Genomic DNA, 21,032 nt, shown 5'->3' with positions numbered 1-21,032 from the left:
AATCCATTTTCGACGTGTAATACGCAGGGGCGGCATGCCGCCCCCATTCCCCGCCTGGTTTACGCCAGGGCGCGTTAGCCTCGCTTGCCATCCACATTGTTAATTTGAGGTATGCGTGTGCTAGTGATATTGGGTTATCTCGTGGTCCTGGGAGCGGTATTTGGCGGCTATTTACTGGTGGGGGGCCACCTGGGCGCGCTGTACCAACCGGCGGAATTTCTGATTATCGGCGGCGCCGGCATCGGCGCGTTTATCGTCGGCAACAACGGAAAGGCCATCAAATCCACGCTGCGGGCGTTGCCCAAAATGGTACGTCGCTCCAAATACAGCAAGGCGCTGTATATGGATCTGATGGCGCTGCTGTTCCTACTGCTCGCTAAATCCCGTCAACAGGGAATGCTGTCGCTTGAATTCGATATCGATAATCCTCAGGAAAGTGAAATTTTCGCTAATTATCCGCGCATCCTTGCCGATAACCATCTGGTGGAGTTCATAACCGATTATTTACGCCTGATGGTGAGCGGCAACATGAATGCTTTTGAAATTGAAGCGCTGATGGACGAAGAGATCGAAACCTTCGAACAGGAGAGCGAAGTGCCCGCCGGCAGCCTGGCGATGGTCGGCGACTCTCTGCCGGCATTTGGTATTGTCGCGGCGGTAATGGGGGTGGTGCACGCGCTGGCCTCGGCGGACCGTCCGGCGGCAGAGCTCGGGGCGCTTATCGCCAACGCGATGGTGGGGACTTTCCTCGGCATTCTGCTGGCCTATGGATTTATCTCGCCGCTGTCGACGCTGCTGCGGCAAAAAAGCGCCGAGACGGTCAAGATGATGCAGTGCATCAAGGTGACATTGCTCTCCAGCCTCAACGGCTACGCGCCACAAATCGCCGTCGAATTCGGCCGCAAAACGCTGTATACCACCGAGCGCCCGTCGTTTGTTGAGCTCGAAGAGCACGTGCGCCAGGTGAAAGCGCCCGCCGCGCAGGCGACGGAAAGCGAAGAAGCATGAAACATAATCACCCGGTGGTACTGGTCAGAAAACGCAAATCGCACCAGCCCGCCCATCACGGCGGTTCATGGAAGATTGCCTATGCCGATTTTATGACGGCGATGATGGCTTTCTTCCTGGTCATGTGGCTGCTGGCGATCGCCAGCCCGCAGGAGCTGACGCAGATTGCCGAATATTTTCGCACGCCGCTGAAAGTGGCGCTGACCAGCGGAGATAAAAGCAGCTCGGAAAGCAGCCCGATCCCCGGCGGCGGCGAAGACCCGACCCGTGAAGTCGGGCTGGTCAGCAAACAGATCAATACCGCGGATAAACGCGCCGAAGAGCTACGGCTTAACAAACTGCGTGACAAGCTCGATCAGTTGATTGAGTCAGACCCGCGTCTGAAGGCGCTACGTCCGCATCTGCTGATCAACATGATGGACGAAGGACTGCGCATTCAGATTATCGATAGCCAGAATCGCCCGATGTTTAAAACCGGTAGCGCCCAGGTGGAAAGCTATATGCGCGATATCCTGCGGGCGATAGCGCCAATCCTCAATGATTTGCCGAACAAGATAAGCCTCTCCGGCCACACCGATGACATCCCCTATGCCAGCGGCGAACGCGGTTACAGTAACTGGGAACTGTCGGCGGATCGCGCCAACGCCTCGCGCCGCGAACTGATTGCCGGCGGCCTGGCGGAAGGGAAGGTGCTGCGGGTGGTCGGTATGGCGGCGACCATGAGTCTGAAACAGCACGGCGCTGATGATGCCATCAACCGCCGCATTACCGTACTGGTGCTTAACAAAGAGACCCAGCAGAGCATTGAGCATGAAAATGGCGAAAGCAATGCGCTGGAGATTAGCCAGCCGGATGCGCTGCCAAAGCTGGTCGCGCCCGCGCCGGTTAACCGTGATTCACACCCAGAGGTGACCCCATGAGCATGGATATTAGCGCTTTTTATCAGACTTTTTTTGATGAAGCAGACGAGCTGCTGGCAGACATGGAGCAACACCTGCTGGAGCTGGATCCGCAGGCCCCCGATATCGAACCGCTGAACGCGATTTTTCGCGCGGCGCACTCGATCAAAGGCGGCGCGGCGACGTTTGGCTTTTCCGTATTGCAGGAAACCACCCATCTGCTGGAGAACCTGCTCGACGGCGCCCGGCGCGAAGAGATGCGCTTGAGCACCGAAATTATCAATCTGTTTCTGGAAACCAAAGATATTATGCAGGAGCAACTGGACGCCTATAAAACCTCGCAGCAGCCTGACGCTGATAGCTTTGACTATATCTGCCAGGCGCTGCGGCAGCTGGCGCTGGAAGCACAGCAGCAGGACGCGCCAGCCGCGCCGCCCGTCGTGGCCCAGCCTGCGCCGACGGCCGTCGCCGGCGGTATGCGCGTAAGCTTAACCGGGCTAAAAGCCAATGAAATTCCGCTGATGCTGGAAGAGCTTGGCAATCTCGGCGAGGTACAGGATCCGCTGCAAACTGACAATAGCCTTGAGGTGACCCTGCTGACCACCGCCAGCGAAGAAGACATCTGCGCGGTGCTCTGTTTCGTCCTTGAGCCGGAACAAATCAGCTTTACCACGCCGCCAACGACTGCCGCTAAGCCATTGGCGTCGGCCGAAGTTGTGCCGCCGCCTGTCGCCCAGCCGCAACCTGCTGCCGTCGAGCCGCCCAAAGCGCCGAGAGCGAAGGCCAGCGAATCGACCAGCATTCGCGTGGCGGTAGAGAAAGTTGACCAGTTGATTAACCTCGTCGGCGAACTGGTGATCACCCAGTCAATGCTGGCGCAGCGTTCTGGCAATCTGGATCCGGTAACCCATGGCGATCTGCTCAACAGCATGAGCCAGCTGGAACGTAATGCCCGCGACCTGCAGGAATCGGTGATGTCGATTCGCATGATGCCGATGGAATATGTATTCAGCCGCTACCCGCGGCTGGTACGCGACCTGGCCGGCAAGCTCAATAAGCAGGTGGAACTGACGCTACAGGGCAGCTCTACCGAACTTGATAAGAGCCTGATCGAGCGCATTATCGACCCGTTGACCCACCTGGTGCGTAATAGCCTCGACCACGGTATTGAAGATCCGCAAACCCGTCTGGCGGCAGGTAAGTCTGAGGTGGGCAATCTGATTCTTTCCGCTGAACATCAGGGCGGCAATATCTGCATCGAAGTGATCGATGACGGCGCCGGGCTTAATCGTGAAAAAATACTCGCCAAAGCGGCGGCGCAGGGGCTGGCGGTCAGCGACAGCATGAGTGATGAAGAGGTCGGAATGCTCATTTTCGCGCCGGGCTTTTCGACCGCGGAACAGGTGACCGACGTCTCTGGCCGCGGCGTCGGCATGGACGTCGTGAAACGGAATATCCAGGAGATGGGCGGTCACGTTGAAATCCATTCCCGTGCGGGCAAAGGGACCTCGATTCGTATTTTGCTGCCGCTGACGCTCGCCATCCTCGACGGCATGTCGGTCAAGGTCAATGAAGAGGTCTTTATTCTGCCGCTCAATGCGGTCATGGAATCGCTGCAGCCGCAGGCTGAAGACCTGTATCCGATGGCCGGCGGCGAGCGGATGCTGCAGGTCCGCGGCGAGTATCTGCCGCTGGTGGAGCTATACCGGGTGTTTGATGTCGCCGGGGCGAAAACCGAGGCCACCCAGGGCATTGTGGTGATTCTGCAAAGCGCCGGCCGCCGCTATGCGCTACTGGTGGATCAGCTGATCGGCCAGCATCAGGTAGTGGTAAAAAACCTGGAAAGCAATTATCGCAAAGTGCCGGGAATTTCCGCGGCGACGATCCTCGGCGACGGCAGCGTGGCGCTGATCGTCGACGTGTCGGCGCTGCAAATGCTCAACCGGGAAAAGCTGCTGAGCGCAGCGGCCGCGTAACGACTCATCTCATAAAATTAACAGGTGCAGACCATGGCAGGATTAGCAACCGTCAGCAAACTGGCTGGCGAAACGGTAGGTCAGGAGTTTTTAATTTTTACCCTCGGCAATGAAGAATACGGCATCGATATTCTCAAGGTGCAGGAGATCCGCGGCTATGACCAGGTGACGCGTATCGCCAACACCCCGGATTTCATCAAAGGCGTCACCAATCTGCGCGGGGTGATCGTGCCGATTATCGACCTGCGGGTAAAATTCGCCCAGCAGGGCGTCTCTTATGATGAAAACACGGTGGTTATCGTGCTTAACTTCGGCCAGCGGGTGGTGGGGATCGTGGTCGACGGCGTCTCCGACGTGCTGTCGCTCACCGCTGAACAGATCCGCCCGGCGCCGGAATTCGCGGTAACGCTGGCGACCGAGTATCTCACCGGTCTTGGCGCGCTCGGCGAACGCATGTTGATTCTCGTCGATATCGAAAAGCTGCTCAGCAGCGAAGAGATGGCGCTGGTCGATAACGTCGCCAAAAGCCACTAAGCAACGGGGCGCGCTCGGTCGCGCCCGGTAAAAATAGTCCCCGCCTGGCATAAAGTTCCCCTCCCGCGCGCCGATAACCCTTTCAGTCACATACGTAAAGCCTGGCCGTTCAGGCTTCCAGGAAGGGGAAACATGTTTAATCGTATTAAGGTCGTCACCAGTCTCTTGTTAGTGCTGGTGCTATTTGGCGCATTGCAGCTGATTTCGGGCGGTCTGTTTTTTTCGTCGCTGAAAAGCGATAAAGAGAACTTCACCGTCCTGCAAACCATCCGTCAGCAGCAGTTGCTGCTAAGTGAAAGCCGGGTCGATCTGCTGCAGGCGCGTAACTCCCTGAACCGCGCAGGGATCCGCTACATGATGGATACCAACAAAATCGGCAGCGGCGCGACTATCGACGAGCTGCTGGCGAAAGCGAAAGAAGAGCTGGCCCGCGCCGAGCGCAACTATGCCGCCTATGAAAAAATCCCGCAGGACCCGCGTCAGAATCCGCAGGCGACGGAAAAGCTTAAGCAGCAGTATGGCATCCTGTACGGCGCGCTGTCGGAGCTGATCCAGCTGCTGGGCGAGGGTAAAATCAACGCCTTCTTCGACCAGCCGACGCAAAAATACCAGGACGATTTCGAGCAGACTTATAACGCCTATCTGCAGCAAAACGGCAAGCTGTACCAAATCGCCGTTGACGGTAGCAACAGCTCTTATAGCTCGGCGATCTGGACCTTAATTGTGGTCATCATTGTGGTGCTGGCGGCGATCGTCGGCGTGTGGATGGGCATCCACCATATCCTGGTGCGCCCGCTGAACCGCATGATTGAACACATCAAACGGATCGCGTCCGGCGACCTGACCCAGCCTATCCCGGTGACCAGCCGCAATGAAATCGGCGTGCTGGCCGCCAGCCTCAAGCACATGCAGAACGAGCTTATCGAAACGGTGAGCGGCGTGCGTCAGGGGGCGGATGCCATCTATAGCGGCGCGTCGGAAATCGCCGCCGGGAATAACGATCTCTCATCGCGCACCGAACAGCAGGCGGCATCGCTGGAAGAGACCGCCGCCAGTATGGAACAGCTGACGGCGACGGTGAAACAGAACGCCGAAAACGCGCGTCAGGCCAGCCAGCTGGCGCTGAGCGCCTCCGAAACCGCGCAGAAGGGCGGCAAAGTGGTGGCCAACGTGGTGGAAACCATGCACGACATCGCCAGCAGCTCGCAGAAAATTGCCGATATCACCGGCGTTATCGACGGCATCGCCTTCCAGACCAACATCCTGGCGCTTAACGCCGCGGTAGAAGCGGCGCGCGCCGGTGAACAGGGCCGCGGCTTCGCGGTCGTGGCGGGCGAAGTCCGCAACCTGGCGCAGCGCAGCGCCCAGGCGGCCAAAGAGATCAAAGCGCTGATCGAGGACTCGGTCAACCGCGTGGATATGGGCTCGGTGCTGGTGGAAAGCGCCGGCGACACCATGGGCGATATCGTCAATGCGGTCACCCGCGTGACCGACATCATGGGCGAAATCGCCTCTGCTTCCGATGAGCAGAGCCGCGGCATCGACCAGGTCGGCCAGGCGGTAGCGGAAATGGATCGCGTCACCCAGCAGAACGCCTCGCTGGTGGAAGAGTCGGCCTCCGCCGCCGCCGCGCTGGAAGAGCAGGCCAGCCTGCTGACGCAGTCGGTTGCCGTCTTCCGTCTGAAGTCGGAAGGGCAGGAAGAGTATAAAGCGCCGGTCAGCAATAAAACCGCGCCTGCCGCCATCGCTACGCATAAAAAAACCAGCGCCAGCGACTACCAGGATAACTGGGAGACGTTCTAACGGGTACCGGCCGCCGCATCCCTACACGCGGCGGCCTCTCTTGCGTTGTAAGCCGGCCAAGACCGGCTACCAAGGAGATTGCTATGTTTAACCGAATCCGTATCTCTACCAGTCTTTTCCTGCTGCTGATCTCCTTTTGCATCATGCAACTGATCAGCACCGGGCTCTCTTACGTCGCGCTGCGCGCCGACAACCACAATCTTGAACGTATTACCGTCAGTAGCCAGCAGCGCGATGCGCTTAGCCTGAGCTGGGTATCGCTGCTGCAGGCGCGAAATACCCTTAACCGCGCCGGTACCCGCGCGGCGCTGAAGGTGCCGCAGGAGCAGGTGGATGCGCTGATGGGCGGCGCCCGCAGCTCGCTGCAAAAAGCCGATCTCTACTTTAACCAGTTCCTCGACACGCCTCGCGCGGATGAGCAGGAGCAGCAGTTGGCCGATGCCACGCGCGACAGCTACGAAAAGCTGCGCGGCGCGCTGCGCGAGCTGATCGTGTTCCTCGAAAATCGCAACCTGCAGGCCTTTATGGACCAGCCGACGCAGAAAATACAGGACCGCTTCGAGGCTGACTTTGTGCAATATCTGCAGCTGGCGAAGGCGACGACCGATGAAGCCAGCGCCTCCAGCCAGCGGGCCTACGGCTGGTCAATCTGGTTGGTTGCCGGGGCGGTGCTGATGCTCTTGGTGGTCACCCTCAGCGCGATGTGGTGGCTGCGAACCATGCTGGTGCAGCCGCTGAATATTATTCGTGGCCACTTTGAACGTATCGCCAGCGGCGATCTTTCGGCGCCGATTGCGGTCTATGGCCGCAACGAAATCAGCCAGCTATTTGCCAGCCTGCAGCGCATGCAACAGTCGCTGATTGGTACCGTCGGCGCGGTGCGCGACGGTGCGGAGTCGATTCTTATCGGCCTGCAGGAGATTTCAGAAGGCAACAACGATCTCTCCTCGCGCACCGAACAGCAGGCGGCTTCGCTGGAAGAAACCGCCGCCAGTATGGAGCAGCTAACGGCGACGGTAAAACAGAATGCCGATAACGCCCGCCAGGCATCGCAGCTGGCGCGTGATGCTTCTTCAACCGCCGCCAAAGGCGGCGAGCTGGCGGATGATGTGGTCACCACGATGCACGACATCGCCAACAGTTCGCAAAAAATCGGCGCGATTACCAGCGTCATCGACGGCATCGCCTTCCAGACCAATATTCTGGCGCTCAACGCGGCGGTGGAGGCGGCGCGCGCCGGTGAGCAGGGGCGCGGCTTTGCGGTGGTAGCCGGTGAGGTGCGCAACCTGGCCAGCCGCAGCGCCCAGGCGGCAAAAGAAATTAAGCTGCTGATCGACGAATCCGTTAGCCGCGTCAAACACGGCTCGGTGCTGGTGGAAAATTCCGGCGCCACTATGCAGGACATCGTGCGCTCGGTAACCCGGGTCACCGACATCATGGGCGAAATCGCCTCCGCCTCCGATGAGCAGAGCCGCGGCATTGAGCAGGTGACGCAGGCGGTAACCCAGATGGATCAGGTGACGCAACAGAACGCCGCCCTGGTGGTGGAATCCGCTTCCGCCGCCGCTGCGCTGGAAGAGCAGGCGATTACCCTCGCCGATGCAGTGGCGGTATTCCGTCTGGCGGATGACAACTTCGTCGCGCCGGAAACCTCATCCACGGTAAAGGAGACCCTGGATTGTCAAACCGCATAAACCGCTCGTTTTTTGCCGGTGAGCCGGCATGAAGCAGACAACATCAACCGCGCCGCGCGAAAGCGGCTCGGCGCTGGCGCAGATGGCCCAGCGTCTGCCGCTCTCCGACGCGCATTTTCGCCGCATCAGCCAGCTTATCTATCAGCGCGCCGGGATCGTGCTGGCGGCGCATAAGCGCGAGATGGTGTACAACCGGCTGGTGCGCCGCTTACGTCTGCTGGGCATTCATGATTTCGGCGACTACCTGGCGCTGCTGGAAAGCGACCCGCACAGCGCCGAGTGGCAGGCGTTTATCAATGCGCTGACCACCAACCTGACGGCCTTTTTTCGCGAGGCGCACCACTTTCCGATTCTGGCGGAGCATGCGCGCTCGCGTCCGGGCGGCTATAGCGTGTGGAGTACCGCCGCTTCGACCGGCGAAGAACCTTATTCCATCGCCATCACGCTCGGCGATGCGCTGGGGGAGCGCGCCAGCGGTTGCCAGGTCTGGGCCAGCGACATTGATACCCAGGTGCTGGAGAAAGCCGAAGCGGGGATTTATCGCCATGAAGATCTGCGTACCCTGACGGCCGGGCAGATGCAGCGCTATTTTCTGCGTGGCACCGGGCCGCATCAGGGGCTGGTGCGCGTGCGTCAGGAGCTAGCGGCGCGGGTCAACTTCCAGCCGCTGAATCTGCTGGCGCCAGAGTGGGCGCTGCCGGGGCCGTTCGACGCGATTTTTTGCCGCAACGTGATGATCTATTTCGATAAGCCGACGCAGGAGCGCATCCTGCGCCGCTTTGTCCCCTTGCTTAAACCGGGGGGGCTGCTGTTTGCCGGTCACTCCGAGAATTTCAGCCAGATCAGCCGGGATTTCTACCTGCGTGGACAGACCGTGTATGGGCTGACCAAGGAGAAGTGATGAGTAAAATCAGAGTGTTATGTGTTGATGATTCGGCCCTGATGCGCCAGCTGATGACCGAGATCGTCAACGGCCACGCCGATATGGAGATGGTGGCGGTGGCCCCGGACCCGCTGGTCGCACGGGATCTGATCAAAAAATTTAACCCACAGGTGCTGACGCTGGACGTCGAAATGCCGCGCATGGACGGCCTCGATTTCCTCGAAAAGCTGATGCGCCTGCGGCCGATGCCGGTGGTGATGGTTTCGTCGCTGACCGGTAAAGGTTCGGAAATTACCCTGCGCGCGCTGGAGCTGGGGGCGGTGGATTTCGTCACCAAACCGCAGCTCGGGATCCGCGAAGGCATGCTGGCCTACAGCGAACTGATAGGCGAAAAGATCCGCACCGCAGCGCGGGCGCGGCTGCCGCAGCGTGCCAATGGCCAGCCGCCGGCGATTTTAAGCCACGGACCGCTGCTGAGCAGCGAGAAGCTGATCGCCATTGGCGCTTCCACCGGCGGCACCGAAGCGATTCGTCAGGTGCTTCAACCGTTGCCGGCCACCAGCCCGGCGCTGCTGATCACCCAGCATATGCCGCCGGGATTTACCCGCTCGTTCGCCGAACGGCTGAATAAGCTGTGCCAGATCACGGTGAAAGAGGCGGAAGAGGGGGAACGCGTGCTGCCGGGACACGCCTATATCGCGCCTGGGGATCGCCATCTGGAGCTGGTGCGTAGCGGCGCTAACTATCAGGTCAAGCTGCACGACGGCCCGGCGGTGAATCGTCATCGTCCCTCGGTGGATGTGCTGTTTCGCTCGGTGGCCCGCCACGCCGGGCGCAATGCGGTGGGGGTGATCCTCACCGGCATGGGCAACGACGGCGCTCAGGGGATGCTGGAGATGCATCGCGCCGGGGCCTATACCCTGGCGCAGAGCGAAGCGAGCTGCGTGGTGTTCGGCATGCCGCGCGAGGCCATCGCCAGCGGCGGGGTCAGCGAAGTGGTTGAACTGGAGCGCATGAGCCAACGCATGCTAGCGCAGATAGCCGGCGGCCAGGCGCTGCGAATTTAAATTCACGCCGCCAGGAGTCCCGGCGGCGTGGTGTGAAGTGAGTTAAAAATGACACTGTTCAGGGGTAGTAATGGCAGATAAGAATCTCCGTTTTCTGGTCGTCGACGACTTTTCCACCATGCGTCGTATCATCAGAAATTTGCTTAAAGAGCTCGGCTTCAACAACGTCGAAGAGGCGGAAGATGGCGCGGACGCGCTAAATAAGCTGCGGGCCAGCAGCTTTGATTTCGTGGTCTCCGACTGGAACATGCCCAACGTCGACGGTCTGGAGCTGCTGCAGACCATTCGTGCCGATGCCGCGCTGGCGGCGATGCCGGTACTAATGGTGACGGCGGAAGCGAAAAAAGAAAATATTATTGCCGCCGCGCAGGCAGGCGCCAGCGGTTATGTGGTGAAACCTTTTACGGCGGCGACGCTGGAAGAAAAGCTCAACAAGATTTTCGAAAAATTGGGCATGTAAGGAGAGGGCGATGAGAGAGATTCCAATGCCTGCCAGCGATGCAGCGACCGCGGGAGAGATAATCTCCCGTATCGGCCAGCTCACCCGCATGCTGCGCGACAGCATGCGCGAGCTGGGGCTCGATCAGGCGATTGCCCAGGCGGCCGAGGCGATCCCGGATGCCCGCGACCGCCTTGATTACGTTGTCACCATGACGGCGCAGGCGGCGGAACGGGCGTTGAGCTGCGTGGAGGCGGCGCAGCCGCGCCAGGCCGAACTGGAGTCCGGCGCCAGCGCGCTAAAATCGCGCTGGGATGAGTGGTTCGCCAATCCGATCGAACTGGATGACGCGCGCGCGCTGGTGACCGACACCCGTGAGTATCTGGATCAGGTGCCGGGCCATACATCCTTTACCAACGCCCAACTGATGGAAATCATGATGGCGCAGGATTTCCAGGACCTGACCGGTCAGGTTATCAAGCGCATGATGGACGTGGTGCAGGAAATTGAAAAGCAGCTGCTGATGGTGCTGATGGAAAACATGTCGGAGCCGCCGGTGAAAGAGAAACGGACCAACGACAGCCTGCTTAACGGCCCGCAGCTTGACCAGAACGGCGTCGGCGTTATCGCCAACCAGGCGCAGGTTGACGATCTGCTCGATAGTCTCGGTTTCTGAATATGACGGGGCGCAGTTGCTGCGCCCCTGCCGCCTTTCCCTCATCCGTGAAATAACCCCTCTTTTTCGCCGTTGTTCCGCCAATGACTTCGCCAATTTTTTGGCATGCTGACCGCCATTCTTTACCCTCCCGACACAGGAACTGCAGGCTTGGCGGAAGACAGCGATCTGGAAAAAAGCGAGGCCCCCACCGCTCACCGGTTGGAGAAGGCGCGTGAAGAAGGCCAGATCCCGCGATCGCGCGAGCTGACCTCGGTACTCATGCTGGTGGCCGGGCTCGCCATTATCCTGATGTCCGGCAGCAATATCACTCGCCAACTGGCGGAGATGCTGACGCAGGGCCTGCACTTTGACCACGGGATGGTCAGCAATGACAAACAAATGCTGCGCCAGCTGGGAATGCTGCTGCGTCAGGCGGTGCTGGCATTGCTGCCGGTAATGGCCGGGCTGGTGCTGGTGGCGCTGGCCGCGCCGATGCTGCTTGGCGGCATTTTATTCAGCACCAAGTCGCTCAAATTCGATCTTAAACGGCTGAATCCGCTTTCCGGCCTAAAACGTATGTTCTCCACTCAGGTGCTGGCGGAGCTGTTAAAAGGGATCCTCAAAGCCACGCTGGTCGGTTGGGTAACCGGGCTGTACCTGTGGCACAACTGGGCGGCGATGCTGCATCTGATGACCCAACAGCCGCTCGACGCGTTGGCCAATGCGCTGCAGATGATCCTCTATTGCGGATTTCTGGTGGTGCTCGGGTTGACGCCGATGGTGGCGTTTGACGTTTTTTATCAGCTGTGGAGCCACTTCAAAAAGCTGAAGATGACCAAACAGGATATCCGCGACGAATTCAAAGATCAGGAAGGCGACCCGCATGTTAAAGGGCGGATCCGTCAACAGCAGCGGGCAATTGCCCAGCGGCGAATGATGGCCGATGTGCCGAAAGCGGATGTGATAGTCACTAACCCGACCCACTATGCCGTGGCGTTGCAGTACAACGATAAAAAAATGAGCGCGCCGAAGGTGTTGGCTAAAGGGGCGGGGGAGATTGCGCTGCGCATTCGCGAACTGGGAGCGCAACACCGTATTCCGATGCTTGAAGCGCCGCCGCTGGCCCGCGCGCTCTATCGCCATAGCGAGATTGGCCAGCATATTCCCGCCACCCTCTATGCCGCGGTCGCCGAAGTGCTGGCCTGGGTTTATCAGCTGCGCCGCTGGCGGCGCGAGGGCGGCCTGATCCCGAAAAAACCTCAACGTTTACCGGTGCCGGAAGCACTGGATTTTGCAAAAGAGAGTGACTCTGATGGCTAATTTGGCCTCCCTGCTGCGTTTGCCGGGGAATGTTAAAGATACGCAATGGCAGGTGTTGGCAGGCCCAATCTTGATCCTGCTGATTTTGTCGATGATGGTGCTGCCGCTGCCGGCGTTTATCCTCGACCTGCTTTTTACTTTCAATATCGCATTGTCGATCATGGTGCTGCTGGTGGCGATGTTTACCCAGCGCACGCTGGACTTCGCCGCGTTTCCAACCATTCTACTGTTCTCGACGCTGCTGCGCCTGTCGCTCAACGTCGCCTCGACGCGCATCATTTTGATGGAAGGGCACACCGGGGCCGCCGCCGCGGGACGGGTCGTAGAGGCCTTCGGCCACTTCCTGGTCGGCGGTAATTTCGCCATCGGTATCGTGGTGTTTATTATCCTCGTGTTGATCAACTTCATGGTTATCACCAAAGGCGCCGGGCGTATCGCCGAAGTGGGGGCGCGTTTCGTGCTCGACGGCATGCCGGGTAAGCAAATGGCGATCGATGCCGACATGAACGCCGGGCTTATCGGCGAAGACGAGGCGAAAAAACGTCGCGCTGAAGTCACGCAGGAAGCCGATTTCTACGGTTCGATGGACGGCGCCAGCAAGTTTGTCCGCGGTGATGCCATCGCCGGGCTAATGATTATGGTGATTAACGTGGTCGGCGGACTGCTGGTCGGCGTGGTGCAGCACGGTATGGAGCTGGGCGCGGCGGCGGAAAGCTACACCTTGCTGACCATCGGCGACGGGCTGGTGGCGCAAATCCCGGCGCTGGTGATCTCTACCGCCGCCGGGGTCATCGTGACCCGGGTGGCGACCGATCAGGATGTCGGCGAACAGATGGTCGGCCAGCTATTCAATAACCCAAAGGTCATGCTGCTGTGTGCCGCGGTACTTGGGCTGCTGGGGCTGGTACCGGGAATGCCGAACCTGGTCTTCCTGCTATTTACCGCCGCGCTGCTCGGGCTGGCCTGGTGGCTGCGCGGGCGCGAAAAACAGACGCCGAAAGCCGCCGACGAACCCATCGTGCAGGAGAATACCCAGGCCGCGGAAGCCAGCTGGGCCGATGTCCAGTTGGAAGATCCGCTGGGTATGGAAGTGGGCTACCGGCTGATCCCGATGGTCGATTTTCAGCAAAATGGCGAGCTGCTTGGGCGTATCCGCGGGATCCGCAAGAAATTCGCCCAGGAGATGGGCTATCTGCCGCCGGTGGTACATATTCGCGATAACCTTGAACTGGCGCCCGCCCGCTACCGCATTCTGATGAAAGGAGTGGAAATCGGCAGCGGCGAAGCGCAGCCGGGGCGCTGGCTGGCGATTAACCCCGGCAACGCCATCGGCGAGCTGGCGGGGGATAAAACCATCGATCCGGCCTTCGGTCTGGAGGCGGTGTGGATCGATAGCGCATTGCGCGAGCAGGCGCAAATCCAGGGCTATACGGTAGTGGAGGCCAGTACGGTGGTGGCGACCCATCTCAACCATCTCATCGGTCAGTTCGCCAGCGAACTGTTTGGCCGCCAGGAGACGCAGCAACTGCTCGATCGCGTGTCGCAGGAGATGCCGAAGCTGACCGAAGATTTCGTACCGGGCGTGGTGTCGCTGACCACGTTGCATAAGGTGTTGCAGAATCTGCTGGCCGAGCGGGTATCGATCCGCGATATGCGTACCATTATCGAGACGCTGGCGGAGCATGCGCCGACGCAAAGCGATCCCTACGAGCTGACCACCGTCGTGCGCGTGGCGCTGGGGCGGGCGATTGCCCAGCAGTGGTTCCCCGGCAATGGCGAAATTCAGGTTATCGGCCTGGATACCCAACTGGAACGACTGCTGCTACAGGCGCTGCAGGGAGGCGGCGGTCTCGAACCGGGCCTTGCCGACCGCCTGCTGGAGCAGGCGCGGCAGGCGCTGCAGCGCCAGGAGATGCTTAGCGCGCCGCCGGTGCTGCTGGTTAACCACGCGCTGCGCCCGCTGCTGGCGCGTTTCCTGCGTCGTAGCCTGCCGCAGATGGCGGTGCTTTCCAACCTGGAGATCAACGACGATCGCCAGATTCGCATGACCTCAACCATTGGAGCGGCCTGATGACGCGCTTTCTTCCTTTATTGTGCCTTTTATTGCCGGTTGCCGCCGGCGCGGCGTCGGGCTCATGGATTGCCGAAGGGCCCGGCGTCACTCTTGAACAGGGCGGGATGAGTGATTCTTCCGCCGCGCTGCTGCCGCCCAATACGCTGCCTGGCGGCAATGCGCGCATCGAGACCGTTAGCTGGCGCTATCGTCTGCTGTCAGCGGAGCCGGCGGGGCTGCAGGTGCATTTATGTAGCCTGAATCGCTGTATTCCGCTGACCAGCGCCAGCGGCACCAGCCACGCGTTGGCCGGCGAGGCGGCAGAAGGGCCGCTGCGTTTTGTCTATTCCGTACAGACCCGCGGGCCGTTAAACCCGCCGCTGCGGGCGATTGCCAATCAGGTTATCGTTAATTATCAGTAGTTGTGGGGAAAAATTTTGTATTAATACAGAGCACATTGCGCTCCCGAAATGTCTTCCGCGTTATGTCTCTCCTGGCGCAGGGAGCGCACAGGGGGATTCTGAGATCACCAGCACCAGTAGTGTCAGCCAGCATGGTGAATAAATTAAAGGCAGGCCGCTCGGACCGTAGGTCAGGTAAGCGTAGCGCCACCTGACAAAAAACGGCGCTACGGGTAATCGTCACCAGCGGGGAAAATACAGAGAAAGGCGTTCAGACGCCGATTTTACGGCCCAGCAGACTCGCGGCGCGCGACTGGCCATCCGGCCCGTACAGCGATTTATTATTCTGGCTAAGAATTGCCAGCGCCTGCTGGTTATGGGCGATCTGTTGATTGAGCAACAGACCGTTATGCTGATTCTTTTCACGTAGGCTCTGGCTTAACTGCTGGATCTGCCGCCAGCGTTCGCCGAAGCTTTCATGTTTGGGGTAAGGCGCGTGTAGCGCAAGGTTGGCTTCCAGCGCCGGCCGCTGTTGCTCAAGCCAGGCCACCGTCGCCAGCAGCTGGCTCTTGCTATCGGTGATGCGCTGCAGAGCCACGCCAGGCAGCTCATCCGCACACAGCAACTGTTGCTCTTGCGCCAGCACGTCATCCAGCGTCCGCAGGGTTTCCGCCAGTTTATCCAGCAGAGTGCGTAATCTGTCCATCATCAGGCCTTATCTGTTTTGCTACCGGCAAGGCGCTGGATATCGTTGTGCGCATCCTGCAGCAGGGCGTCGGCGATTTTGCCCGCGTCCATTTTCAGTTCGCCGCTGCGAATCGCCTGTTTGATGGCCTCAACCCGGTTCATATCAATATCCTGGGTGCCTGGCTGCATCAGCCGCGCCTGCGCATCGCTCAGTTTCACTTTGGTGGCGCTAACGGCGGTTTCCGCCACGGCGGCCTTACGCGGCTGAAGCGGGTTGTCGGCCGGGGTTTCACGCGGCTGCACCGTGGAAACCGGCTGTAACCGCTGGGTGCGATCGATACTCATGGTCCATCTCCAAAATGGGTTTCTAATGGGGTTATCGGCAGGGGCTGGCAAACCTTTACTTTTTTATAACGTAATACGAATGGATCCATCCTCCCCGGCGATACCGCTGACGATTTTGCCGGAAACCATGCGCACGCGCACGCTATCTTCGGCCGCCGCGTTATTCATCGCCTTACCGGAACCGCTGATACTAAAGCCGTCGCCCTCGGCCATGACCTGCACCGGCTGACCGGCTTTAATCACCCACGCGCGACGCAGCATCGACAGCGTCAGCGGTTGCCCTGGGCTGATATTACGCAGCGTTACGGCGCCCAGCGCTTTCTTGCTGTCGGTCAGCGTACGCGGCGGCAGGGTATCGAGCCTGCCTGATTTTAGCACCACATCCGCCGGGGTCAGCGGCATTCCGCCGCTAATACCGCGCGCCGCCGTCAGATAACGGCCAAATACCTGCACCTGGGTCTGAATAAACCGCCGCTCCTGTCCGCAGCGGGCGGAAACGCTGATATTGCCGCCGATTCGCGCATTGGGCGCCAGCGACAGCTGCGGTAATTCACACGGCGGCCACTGGGCGGGCGGCGTGCGCACCAGCACTTTCACCTGCACGGCATTATCGTTGAATTTACTTTTAATGAAGCTTTCGATTTGCGTCGCCAGCGTGTCGGCGCGGGCGTTCAGGCTGCACAGCAGACCGACCAGCAGGATTTTACTTTTCATCGCGTTCCCCTCACGCCACCCGGAAAGGGGTTAAGTGTAACGGCTGCCCTGAGGGACTAAACAGATAAATAGCGCTCCATTTTGCCCCTATTCCCGCGATAGGTTGGCGCAGGGGGCGTTTATGCTGTCGGCTCCAAATTCTAACCTTGCGGAGGGAGCATGCTCGACAAACTGGACGCTGCTCTGCGTTTTGGCCAGGAGGCGCTGAACCTGCGCGCCCAGCGCCAGGAAATACTGGCCGCCAATATCGCCAACGCAGACACGCCGGGCTATCAGGCGCGGGATATCGATTTCGCCAGCCAACTGAATAAAGTCCTGCAACAGGGGCGGGTAAACGGCAACGGCATGGCGCTGAACCTGACGGCGGCGCGTCATATTCCGGCGCAAACCATGCAGCCACCGGAGCTGGATCTGCTGTTTCGGGTGCCGGACCAGCCGTCGATGGACGGCAACACGGTGGACATGGATCGCGAACGCACCAACTTCGCTGACAACAGCCTGAAATATCAGACCGACCTGACGCTGCTCAACGGTCAGATCAAAGGGATGATGTCGGTGCTGCAACAAGGATAAGGCGAATGTCTTTACTCAATATTTTTGATATCTCCGGCTCGGCGCTCTCGGCCCAGTCGCAGCGGATGAACGTCAGCGCCAGCAATATGGCCAACGCCGATAGCGTCACCGGCCCGGATGGCGAACCCTATCGCGCGAAGCAGGTGGTGTTCGAAGTGGCCGCGGCGCCGGGGCAGCAGACCGGCGGCGTGCGCGTCTCACAGGTGGTTGACGATCCGGCGCCCGCGCGGATGGTTTATCAACCGGGTAATCCGCTGGCCGATGCTAAGGGCTACGTGCGGATGCCGAATGTCGATGTGGTGAGCGAAATGGTTAACACCATCTCCGCCTCCCGCAGCTATCAGGCCAACGTCGAAGTGCTCAACACCACTAAGTCGATGATGATGAAAACCCTGACGCTGGGTCAGTAACCGGAGATCCCGATGGCTATCGCCGCAACCACCAATGAATCGACCAATAACGCGGTTCTTGATTCCGCCAGCAAAAGCAGCACCAGCCAGGATTTGCATAACAGCTTCCTGACGCTGCTGGTGGCGCAGTTGAAAAATCAAGACCCGACCAACCCGATGCAGAACAACGAGCTGACCTCGCAGCTGGCGCAGATTAATACCGTACAGGGCATCGAAAAACTCAACACCACCCTTGGCGCGATCTCCGGGCAGATCAACAGCAACCAGTCGCTGCAGGCCAGCGCGCTGATCGGCCACGGCGTGATGGTACCGGGTAATAACATTCTGGTCGGCAGCAAAGAAGGCCAGGTCAGCACCACGCCGTTTGGCGTCGAACTGGAGCGTGCCGCCGATCAGGTCACGGCAACCATTACCAACGCCAACGGCCAGGTGGTGCGGACCATTGAGATTGGCGGCCTCACCGCCGGGGTGCACGCCTTTACCTGGGACGGCTCGCTGGATGATGGTACCGCCGCGCCGGACGGCGCCTATAAAGTGGCGATTAACGCCAAGGGCAACGGCGAGCAACTGGTGGCGCGCAGCCTGCACTTCGGCATGGTTAACGGCGTGATTAACGACAGCAACGGCGCGAAGCTGGATCTCGGCCTTGCCGGTAACGCCAGTCTCGAAGAAGTGCGGCAGATCCTGTAATTCGCATCTGATTTTATCGATATCCTCAATATTTGGAGAGTAACATGGCCTTTTCTCAGGCAGTCAGCGGCTTAAATGCGGCGGCCACCAATCTCGACGTGATTGGCAACAATATCGCTAACTCCGCGACCGCGGGTTTCAAATCCGGCAGCGTGTCGTTCGCCGATATGTTCGCCGGTTCGCAGGTCGGACTGGGGGTTAAAGTCTCCGGAATCACCCAGAACTTTAAAGGCGGCACCACTACCGGCACCAGCCGCGCGCTGGATGTGGCGATTAACGGCAACGGCTTCTTCCGCATGCAGGATAAAGACGGCGGTATTTTCTATACCCGCAACGGCCAGTTTAGGCTGGACGAAAACCGTAATCTGACCAATATGCAGGGGCTGCAGCTGACCGGATATCCGGCCGCCGGCACGCCGCCGACCATTCAGCAGGGCGCCAACCCGGTACCGCTGAGCATTCCCGAAGGGATGATGAACGCCAAAGCATCGACTTCCGGCGAAATGGTCGCCAACCTCAAGTCGACGCATAAAGTGCCGGAGAACAAGACCTTCGACCCGGCGAAGCAGGACAGCTACAACTACGTCAATACCATCACCGCCTACGATTCGCTGGGTAACGCCCACAACATCAACGCCTATTTCGTGAAAACCGACGATAACAAATGGCAGGTCTATACCCAGGACGGCAGCGCGGCTGCGGTCAGCGCGGGCACCATGGAGTTCAATACCAGCGGCAACCTGGTGAGCGTTAACGGTCAGGCGGGCGAGTTCAGCATGACCATTCCGATGAGCGCCAAAGACGGCGCCCCGGCGCAGAACTTCACGCTTAGCTTCGCCGGTAGTATGCAGCAGAACGTCGGTAGCGATTCGGTGAGTAAAGTGGCGCAGGATGGTTATGCCGCCGGCGAATACACCAACTTCCAGATTAACGATGACGGTACCGTCGTCGGTATCTACTCCAACCAGCAGACCCAGGTCCTGGGGCAGATTGTGATGGCCAACTTCTCCAACCCGGAAGGGCTGGCGTCGCAGGGCGATAACGTCTGGCAGGAGACCGGCGCGTCCGGCCAGCCACGCGTAGGACTCTCCGGCGGCGGCGGTTTTGGCAAGCTGACCAGCGGCGCGCTGGAGTCGTCCAACGTCGACCTGAGCCAGGAGCTGGTGAACATGATCGTCGCCCAGCGTAACTATCAGTCCAACGCCCAGACCATCAAGACGCAGGATTCGATCCTGCAGACGCTGGTCAGCCTGCGCTAACGGAACTGAGTTATGGATCACGCGATTTATACCGCGATGGGCGCCGCGCGCCAGACGCTGGAGCAGCAGTCGATTACCGCCAACAATCTCGCCAACGCCTCGACGCCGGGCTTTCGCGCCCAGCTCGCCGCGCTGCGCGCGGTGCCGGTAGACGGGCCGAGCCTCGCCACCCGCACGCTGGTGGCGGCCTCGACGCCGGGCGCCGATATGAGCCAGGGGGCGCTGAACTACACCGGGCGCCCGCTGGACGTGGCGCTGCAGCAGGACGGTTTTCTGGCGCTCAGCCTGCCGGGCGGCGGCGAAGCCTATACCCGCAACGGTAGCATTCAGGTTTCGGCCAACGGTCAACTAACGGTGCAGGGGATGCCGCTGCAGGGCGACGGCGGGCCGATTGAGGTGCCGCCGTCGGCGGAAATCACTATCGCCGCTGACGGCACGATTTCGGCGCTGAATCCCGGCGACCCGCCGAACACCATCGCGCAGATTGGCCGCCTGAAGCTGGTGAAAGCCGATGCGCGCGAAGTGATGCGCGGCGATGACGGCCTGTTCCGCCTGACCCCGGAAACCCAGCAGCGCCGCGGCAACCAGTTGGCCAACGACCCGCAGGTGCGGGTCATGCCGGGCGTGCTGGAGGGCAGTAACGTCAAGCCGATGGAGACCATGGTCGATATGATCGCCAACGCCCGTCGCTTTGAAATGCAAATGAAGGTCATCCACAGCGTGGATGAGAACGAACAGCGGGCGAACTCTCTGCTGTCAGTAAGCTGATAGCCAGTCGGCCCGCGGCCAAAGGAAATAACCAATGATTCCCTCTTTATGGATTGCGAAAACCGGTCTTGATGCGCAGCAGACCAATATGGACGTGATCGCCAACAACCTGGCGAACGTCAGCACCAACGGTTTTAAACGCCAGCGCGCGGTGTTTGAAGACCTGCTGTATCAGACCATGCGTCAGCCGGGGGCACAGTCCTCCGAACAGACCACGCTGCCTTCCGGCCTGCAGATCGGTACCGGCGTGCGCCCGGTCGCCACCGAGCGTCTGCATAGCCAGGGCAACCTGTCGCAGACCAACAACAGCAAAGACGTGGCGATTAAAGGCCAGGGCTTCTTCCAGGTGCTGCTGCCGGACGGCAGCCAGGCCTACACCCGTGACGGCTCGTTCCAGATAGATCAGAACGGCCAACTGGTGACCGCCAGTGGCTTCCAGGTGCAGCCGGCGATCACTATTCCGGCCAACGCGTTGACCATTACCATCGCCCGCGATGGCATCGTGAGCGTCACCCAGCAGGGGCAGACCGCCGCCCAGCAGGTCGGGCAACTGACGTTAACCACCTTTATTAACGACAGCGGCCTCGAAAGCGTGGGCGAGAACCTGTACCAGGAAACGGAGAGCTCCGGCGCGCCGAATGAGAGCACGCCGGGCCTGAACGGCGCCGGCATGCTCTACCAGGGTTATGTCGAGACCTCTAACGTCAACGTGGCGGAAGAGTTGGTCAACATGATCCAGACCCAGCGCGCCTATGAGATCAACAGCAAAGCGGTCTCGACGTCGGATCAGATGCTGCAGAAGCTGACCCAGCTGTAATGTTTGATGACGGGCGTCGCCTGCCGCGCCCGTC

General features: G+C 59.9%; 22 protein-coding genes. 19 read left to right on the top strand and 3 right to left on the bottom strand.

Translation table 11 applies throughout. The features are described from left to right. Window positions 1-117: 117 nt before the first annotated feature. The 13 genes from motA (at window position 118) to ABLV78_RS16350 (ending at window position 14,756) form a co-directional block, all read left to right on the top strand. Window positions 118-1,008, top strand: coding sequence for a flagellar motor stator protein MotA (gene motA, locus ABLV78_RS16410; RefSeq protein ID WP_015704927.1), 891 nt, complete (start codon window positions 118-120; stop codon window positions 1,006-1,008). Continuing rightward, entirely contained in the window at window positions 1,005-1,928 is a 924-nt protein-coding gene (motB, locus tag ABLV78_RS16405; RefSeq protein WP_042892855.1) for a flagellar motor protein MotB, read from the top strand. Before motA ends, motB begins: the two co-directional genes overlap by 4 nt. Next, entirely contained in the window at window positions 1,925-3,883 is a 1,959-nt protein-coding gene (cheA, locus tag ABLV78_RS16400) for a chemotaxis protein CheA (protein ID WP_348865261.1), read from the top strand. The genes motB and cheA overlap by 4 nt, the downstream gene beginning before the upstream one ends. Before the next feature lie 33 nt (window positions 3,884-3,916). Further along, on the top strand, window positions 3,917-4,417 hold the full coding sequence (gene cheW, locus ABLV78_RS16395) for a chemotaxis protein CheW (protein ID WP_015367343.1): 501 nt from the start codon (window positions 3,917-3,919) through the stop codon (window positions 4,415-4,417). Window positions 4,418-4,549: 132 nt separating this feature from the next. Next, entirely contained in the window at window positions 4,550-6,220 is a 1,671-nt protein-coding gene (locus ABLV78_RS16390) for a methyl-accepting chemotaxis protein (protein ID WP_047043701.1), read from the top strand. Between the two features lie 83 nt (window positions 6,221-6,303). After that, complete coding sequence (locus ABLV78_RS16385) at window positions 6,304-7,914, top strand: methyl-accepting chemotaxis protein (RefSeq protein ID WP_047043699.1); 1,611 nt, start codon at window positions 6,304-6,306, stop codon at window positions 7,912-7,914. 28 nt (window positions 7,915-7,942) lie between these two features. Continuing rightward, window positions 7,943-8,815 (top strand): protein-glutamate O-methyltransferase CheR, encoded by an 873-nt coding sequence (gene cheR / locus ABLV78_RS16380; RefSeq protein ID WP_047043697.1) that lies wholly within the window; start codon window positions 7,943-7,945, stop codon window positions 8,813-8,815. Next, entirely contained in the window at window positions 8,815-9,864 is a 1,050-nt protein-coding gene (locus ABLV78_RS16375) for a protein-glutamate methylesterase/protein-glutamine glutaminase (RefSeq protein ID WP_047043695.1), read from the top strand. The genes cheR and ABLV78_RS16375 overlap by 1 nt, the downstream gene beginning before the upstream one ends. A gap of 70 nt (window positions 9,865-9,934) precedes the next feature. Continuing rightward, complete coding sequence (gene cheY, locus ABLV78_RS16370; protein ID WP_015367338.1) at window positions 9,935-10,324, top strand: chemotaxis response regulator CheY; 390 nt, start codon at window positions 9,935-9,937, stop codon at window positions 10,322-10,324. Window positions 10,325-10,334: 10 nt separating this feature from the next. Then, on the top strand, window positions 10,335-10,979 hold the full coding sequence (cheZ, locus tag ABLV78_RS16365; RefSeq protein ID WP_047043693.1) for a protein phosphatase CheZ: 645 nt from the start codon (window positions 10,335-10,337) through the stop codon (window positions 10,977-10,979). Window positions 10,980-11,129: 150 nt separating this feature from the next. After that, on the top strand, window positions 11,130-12,281 hold the full coding sequence (gene flhB / locus ABLV78_RS16360) for a flagellar biosynthesis protein FlhB (protein WP_015367336.1): 1,152 nt from the start codon (window positions 11,130-11,132) through the stop codon (window positions 12,279-12,281). Further along, window positions 12,274-14,352: a flagellar biosynthesis protein FlhA gene (gene flhA / locus ABLV78_RS16355; protein WP_047043691.1), complete on the top strand. Its 2,079-nt coding sequence runs from the start codon at window positions 12,274-12,276 to the stop codon at window positions 14,350-14,352. The genes flhB and flhA overlap by 8 nt, the downstream gene beginning before the upstream one ends. Further along, window positions 14,352-14,756 carry a flagellar protein FlhE gene (locus tag ABLV78_RS16350; RefSeq protein WP_045397788.1) on the top strand — a complete coding sequence of 135 codons (405 nt, stop codon included), beginning with the start codon at window positions 14,352-14,354 and terminating at the stop codon, window positions 14,754-14,756. The genes flhA and ABLV78_RS16350 overlap by 1 nt, the downstream gene beginning before the upstream one ends. A gap of 250 nt (window positions 14,757-15,006) precedes the next feature. Here ABLV78_RS16350 and ABLV78_RS16345 read toward each other — a convergent pair whose 3' ends face one another. The 3 genes from ABLV78_RS16345 to flgA form a co-directional block, all read right to left on the bottom strand. Then, window positions 15,007-15,441, bottom strand: coding sequence for a flagellar protein FlgN (locus ABLV78_RS16345; RefSeq protein WP_047043689.1), 435 nt, complete (start codon window positions 15,439-15,441; stop codon window positions 15,007-15,009). Between the two features lie 2 nt (window positions 15,442-15,443). Beyond that, window positions 15,444-15,767: a flagellar biosynthesis anti-sigma factor FlgM gene (gene flgM / locus ABLV78_RS16340; RefSeq protein ID WP_045397841.1), complete on the bottom strand. Its 324-nt coding sequence runs from the start codon at window positions 15,765-15,767 to the stop codon at window positions 15,444-15,446. 63 nt (window positions 15,768-15,830) lie between these two features. Then, window positions 15,831-16,481, bottom strand: coding sequence for a flagellar basal body P-ring formation chaperone FlgA (flgA, locus tag ABLV78_RS16335; RefSeq protein ID WP_047043687.1), 651 nt, complete (start codon window positions 16,479-16,481; stop codon window positions 15,831-15,833). Between the two features lie 159 nt (window positions 16,482-16,640). Here flgA and flgB point away from each other — a divergent pair, with 159 nt between their 5' ends. The 6 genes from flgB to flgG are packed head-to-tail and all read left to right on the top strand — an operon-like array spanning window position 16,641 to window position 20,998. Then, the gene (gene flgB / locus ABLV78_RS16330; RefSeq protein WP_015367330.1) at window positions 16,641-17,054 is read left to right on the top strand and encodes a flagellar basal body rod protein FlgB; all 414 of its coding nucleotides are present in this window, start codon (window positions 16,641-16,643) and stop codon (window positions 17,052-17,054) included. 5 nt (window positions 17,055-17,059) lie between these two features. Then, window positions 17,060-17,464: a flagellar basal body rod protein FlgC gene (gene flgC, locus ABLV78_RS16325; RefSeq protein ID WP_015367329.1), complete on the top strand. Its 405-nt coding sequence runs from the start codon at window positions 17,060-17,062 to the stop codon at window positions 17,462-17,464. Window positions 17,465-17,476: 12 nt separating this feature from the next. Next, a complete protein-coding gene (gene flgD / locus ABLV78_RS16320) occupies window positions 17,477-18,154 on the top strand; it encodes a flagellar hook assembly protein FlgD (protein WP_015367328.1) in 678 nt (225 codons plus the stop codon). A 44-nt stretch (window positions 18,155-18,198) separates the two neighbouring features. Further along, the gene (gene flgE, locus ABLV78_RS16315) at window positions 18,199-19,413 is read left to right on the top strand and encodes a flagellar hook protein FlgE (RefSeq protein ID WP_047043685.1); all 1,215 of its coding nucleotides are present in this window, start codon (window positions 18,199-18,201) and stop codon (window positions 19,411-19,413) included. A gap of 12 nt (window positions 19,414-19,425) precedes the next feature. Next, window positions 19,426-20,181, top strand: a complete 756-nt coding sequence (locus tag ABLV78_RS16310) for a flagellar basal-body rod protein FlgF (RefSeq protein WP_047043683.1) — start codon at window positions 19,426-19,428, stop codon at window positions 20,179-20,181. A gap of 34 nt (window positions 20,182-20,215) precedes the next feature. Beyond that, window positions 20,216-20,998, top strand: coding sequence for a flagellar basal-body rod protein FlgG (gene flgG / locus ABLV78_RS16305; protein WP_015367325.1), 783 nt, complete (start codon window positions 20,216-20,218; stop codon window positions 20,996-20,998). Window positions 20,999-21,032: the final 34 nt, after the last annotated feature.

This window comes from Klebsiella sp. CN_Kp075, assembly GCF_040065055.2.
In the GTDB taxonomy this organism is placed as follows: domain Bacteria; phylum Pseudomonadota; class Gammaproteobacteria; order Enterobacterales; family Enterobacteriaceae; genus Klebsiella; species Klebsiella aerogenes.
Note: the sequence above shows the minus strand (reverse complement) of the source record. Positions and strands in the feature narration are given on the sequence as shown.

What these genes read in the sequence shown, in the direction of transcription:
- motB (WP_042892855.1), top strand. Translation starts at nt 1,005, where the DNA reads ATGAAACATAATCACCCGGTGGTACTGGTCAGAAAACGCAAATCGCAC.
- cheA (WP_348865261.1), top strand. Translation starts at nt 1,925, where the DNA reads ATGAGCATGGATATTAGCGCTTTTTATCAGACTTTTTTTGATGAAGCA.
- cheW (WP_015367343.1), top strand. Translation starts at nt 3,917, where the DNA reads ATGGCAGGATTAGCAACCGTCAGCAAACTGGCTGGCGAAACGGTAGGT.
- ABLV78_RS16390 (WP_047043701.1), top strand. Translation starts at nt 4,550, where the DNA reads ATGTTTAATCGTATTAAGGTCGTCACCAGTCTCTTGTTAGTGCTGGTG.
- ABLV78_RS16385 (WP_047043699.1), top strand. Translation starts at nt 6,304, where the DNA reads ATGTTTAACCGAATCCGTATCTCTACCAGTCTTTTCCTGCTGCTGATC.
- cheR (WP_047043697.1), top strand. Translation starts at nt 7,943, where the DNA reads ATGAAGCAGACAACATCAACCGCGCCGCGCGAAAGCGGCTCGGCGCTG.
- ABLV78_RS16375 (WP_047043695.1), top strand. Translation starts at nt 8,815, where the DNA reads ATGAGTAAAATCAGAGTGTTATGTGTTGATGATTCGGCCCTGATGCGC.
- cheY (WP_015367338.1), top strand. Translation starts at nt 9,935, where the DNA reads ATGGCAGATAAGAATCTCCGTTTTCTGGTCGTCGACGACTTTTCCACC.
- cheZ (WP_047043693.1), top strand. Translation starts at nt 10,335, where the DNA reads ATGAGAGAGATTCCAATGCCTGCCAGCGATGCAGCGACCGCGGGAGAG.
- flhA (WP_047043691.1), top strand. Translation starts at nt 12,274, where the DNA reads ATGGCTAATTTGGCCTCCCTGCTGCGTTTGCCGGGGAATGTTAAAGAT.
- ABLV78_RS16350 (WP_045397788.1), top strand. Translation starts at nt 14,352, where the DNA reads ATGACGCGCTTTCTTCCTTTATTGTGCCTTTTATTGCCGGTTGCCGCC.
- ABLV78_RS16345 (WP_047043689.1), bottom strand. Translation starts at nt 15,441, where the DNA reads ATGGACAGATTACGCACTCTGCTGGATAAACTGGCGGAAACCCTGCGG.
- flgM (WP_045397841.1), bottom strand. Translation starts at nt 15,767, where the DNA reads ATGAGTATCGATCGCACCCAGCGGTTACAGCCGGTTTCCACGGTGCAG.
- flgA (WP_047043687.1), bottom strand. Translation starts at nt 16,481, where the DNA reads ATGAAAAGTAAAATCCTGCTGGTCGGTCTGCTGTGCAGCCTGAACGCC.
- flgB (WP_015367330.1), top strand. Translation starts at nt 16,641, where the DNA reads ATGCTCGACAAACTGGACGCTGCTCTGCGTTTTGGCCAGGAGGCGCTG.
- flgC (WP_015367329.1), top strand. Translation starts at nt 17,060, where the DNA reads ATGTCTTTACTCAATATTTTTGATATCTCCGGCTCGGCGCTCTCGGCC.
- flgD (WP_015367328.1), top strand. Translation starts at nt 17,477, where the DNA reads ATGGCTATCGCCGCAACCACCAATGAATCGACCAATAACGCGGTTCTT.
- flgE (WP_047043685.1), top strand. Translation starts at nt 18,199, where the DNA reads ATGGCCTTTTCTCAGGCAGTCAGCGGCTTAAATGCGGCGGCCACCAAT.
- ABLV78_RS16310 (WP_047043683.1), top strand. Translation starts at nt 19,426, where the DNA reads ATGGATCACGCGATTTATACCGCGATGGGCGCCGCGCGCCAGACGCTG.
- flgG (WP_015367325.1), top strand. Translation starts at nt 20,216, where the DNA reads ATGATTCCCTCTTTATGGATTGCGAAAACCGGTCTTGATGCGCAGCAG.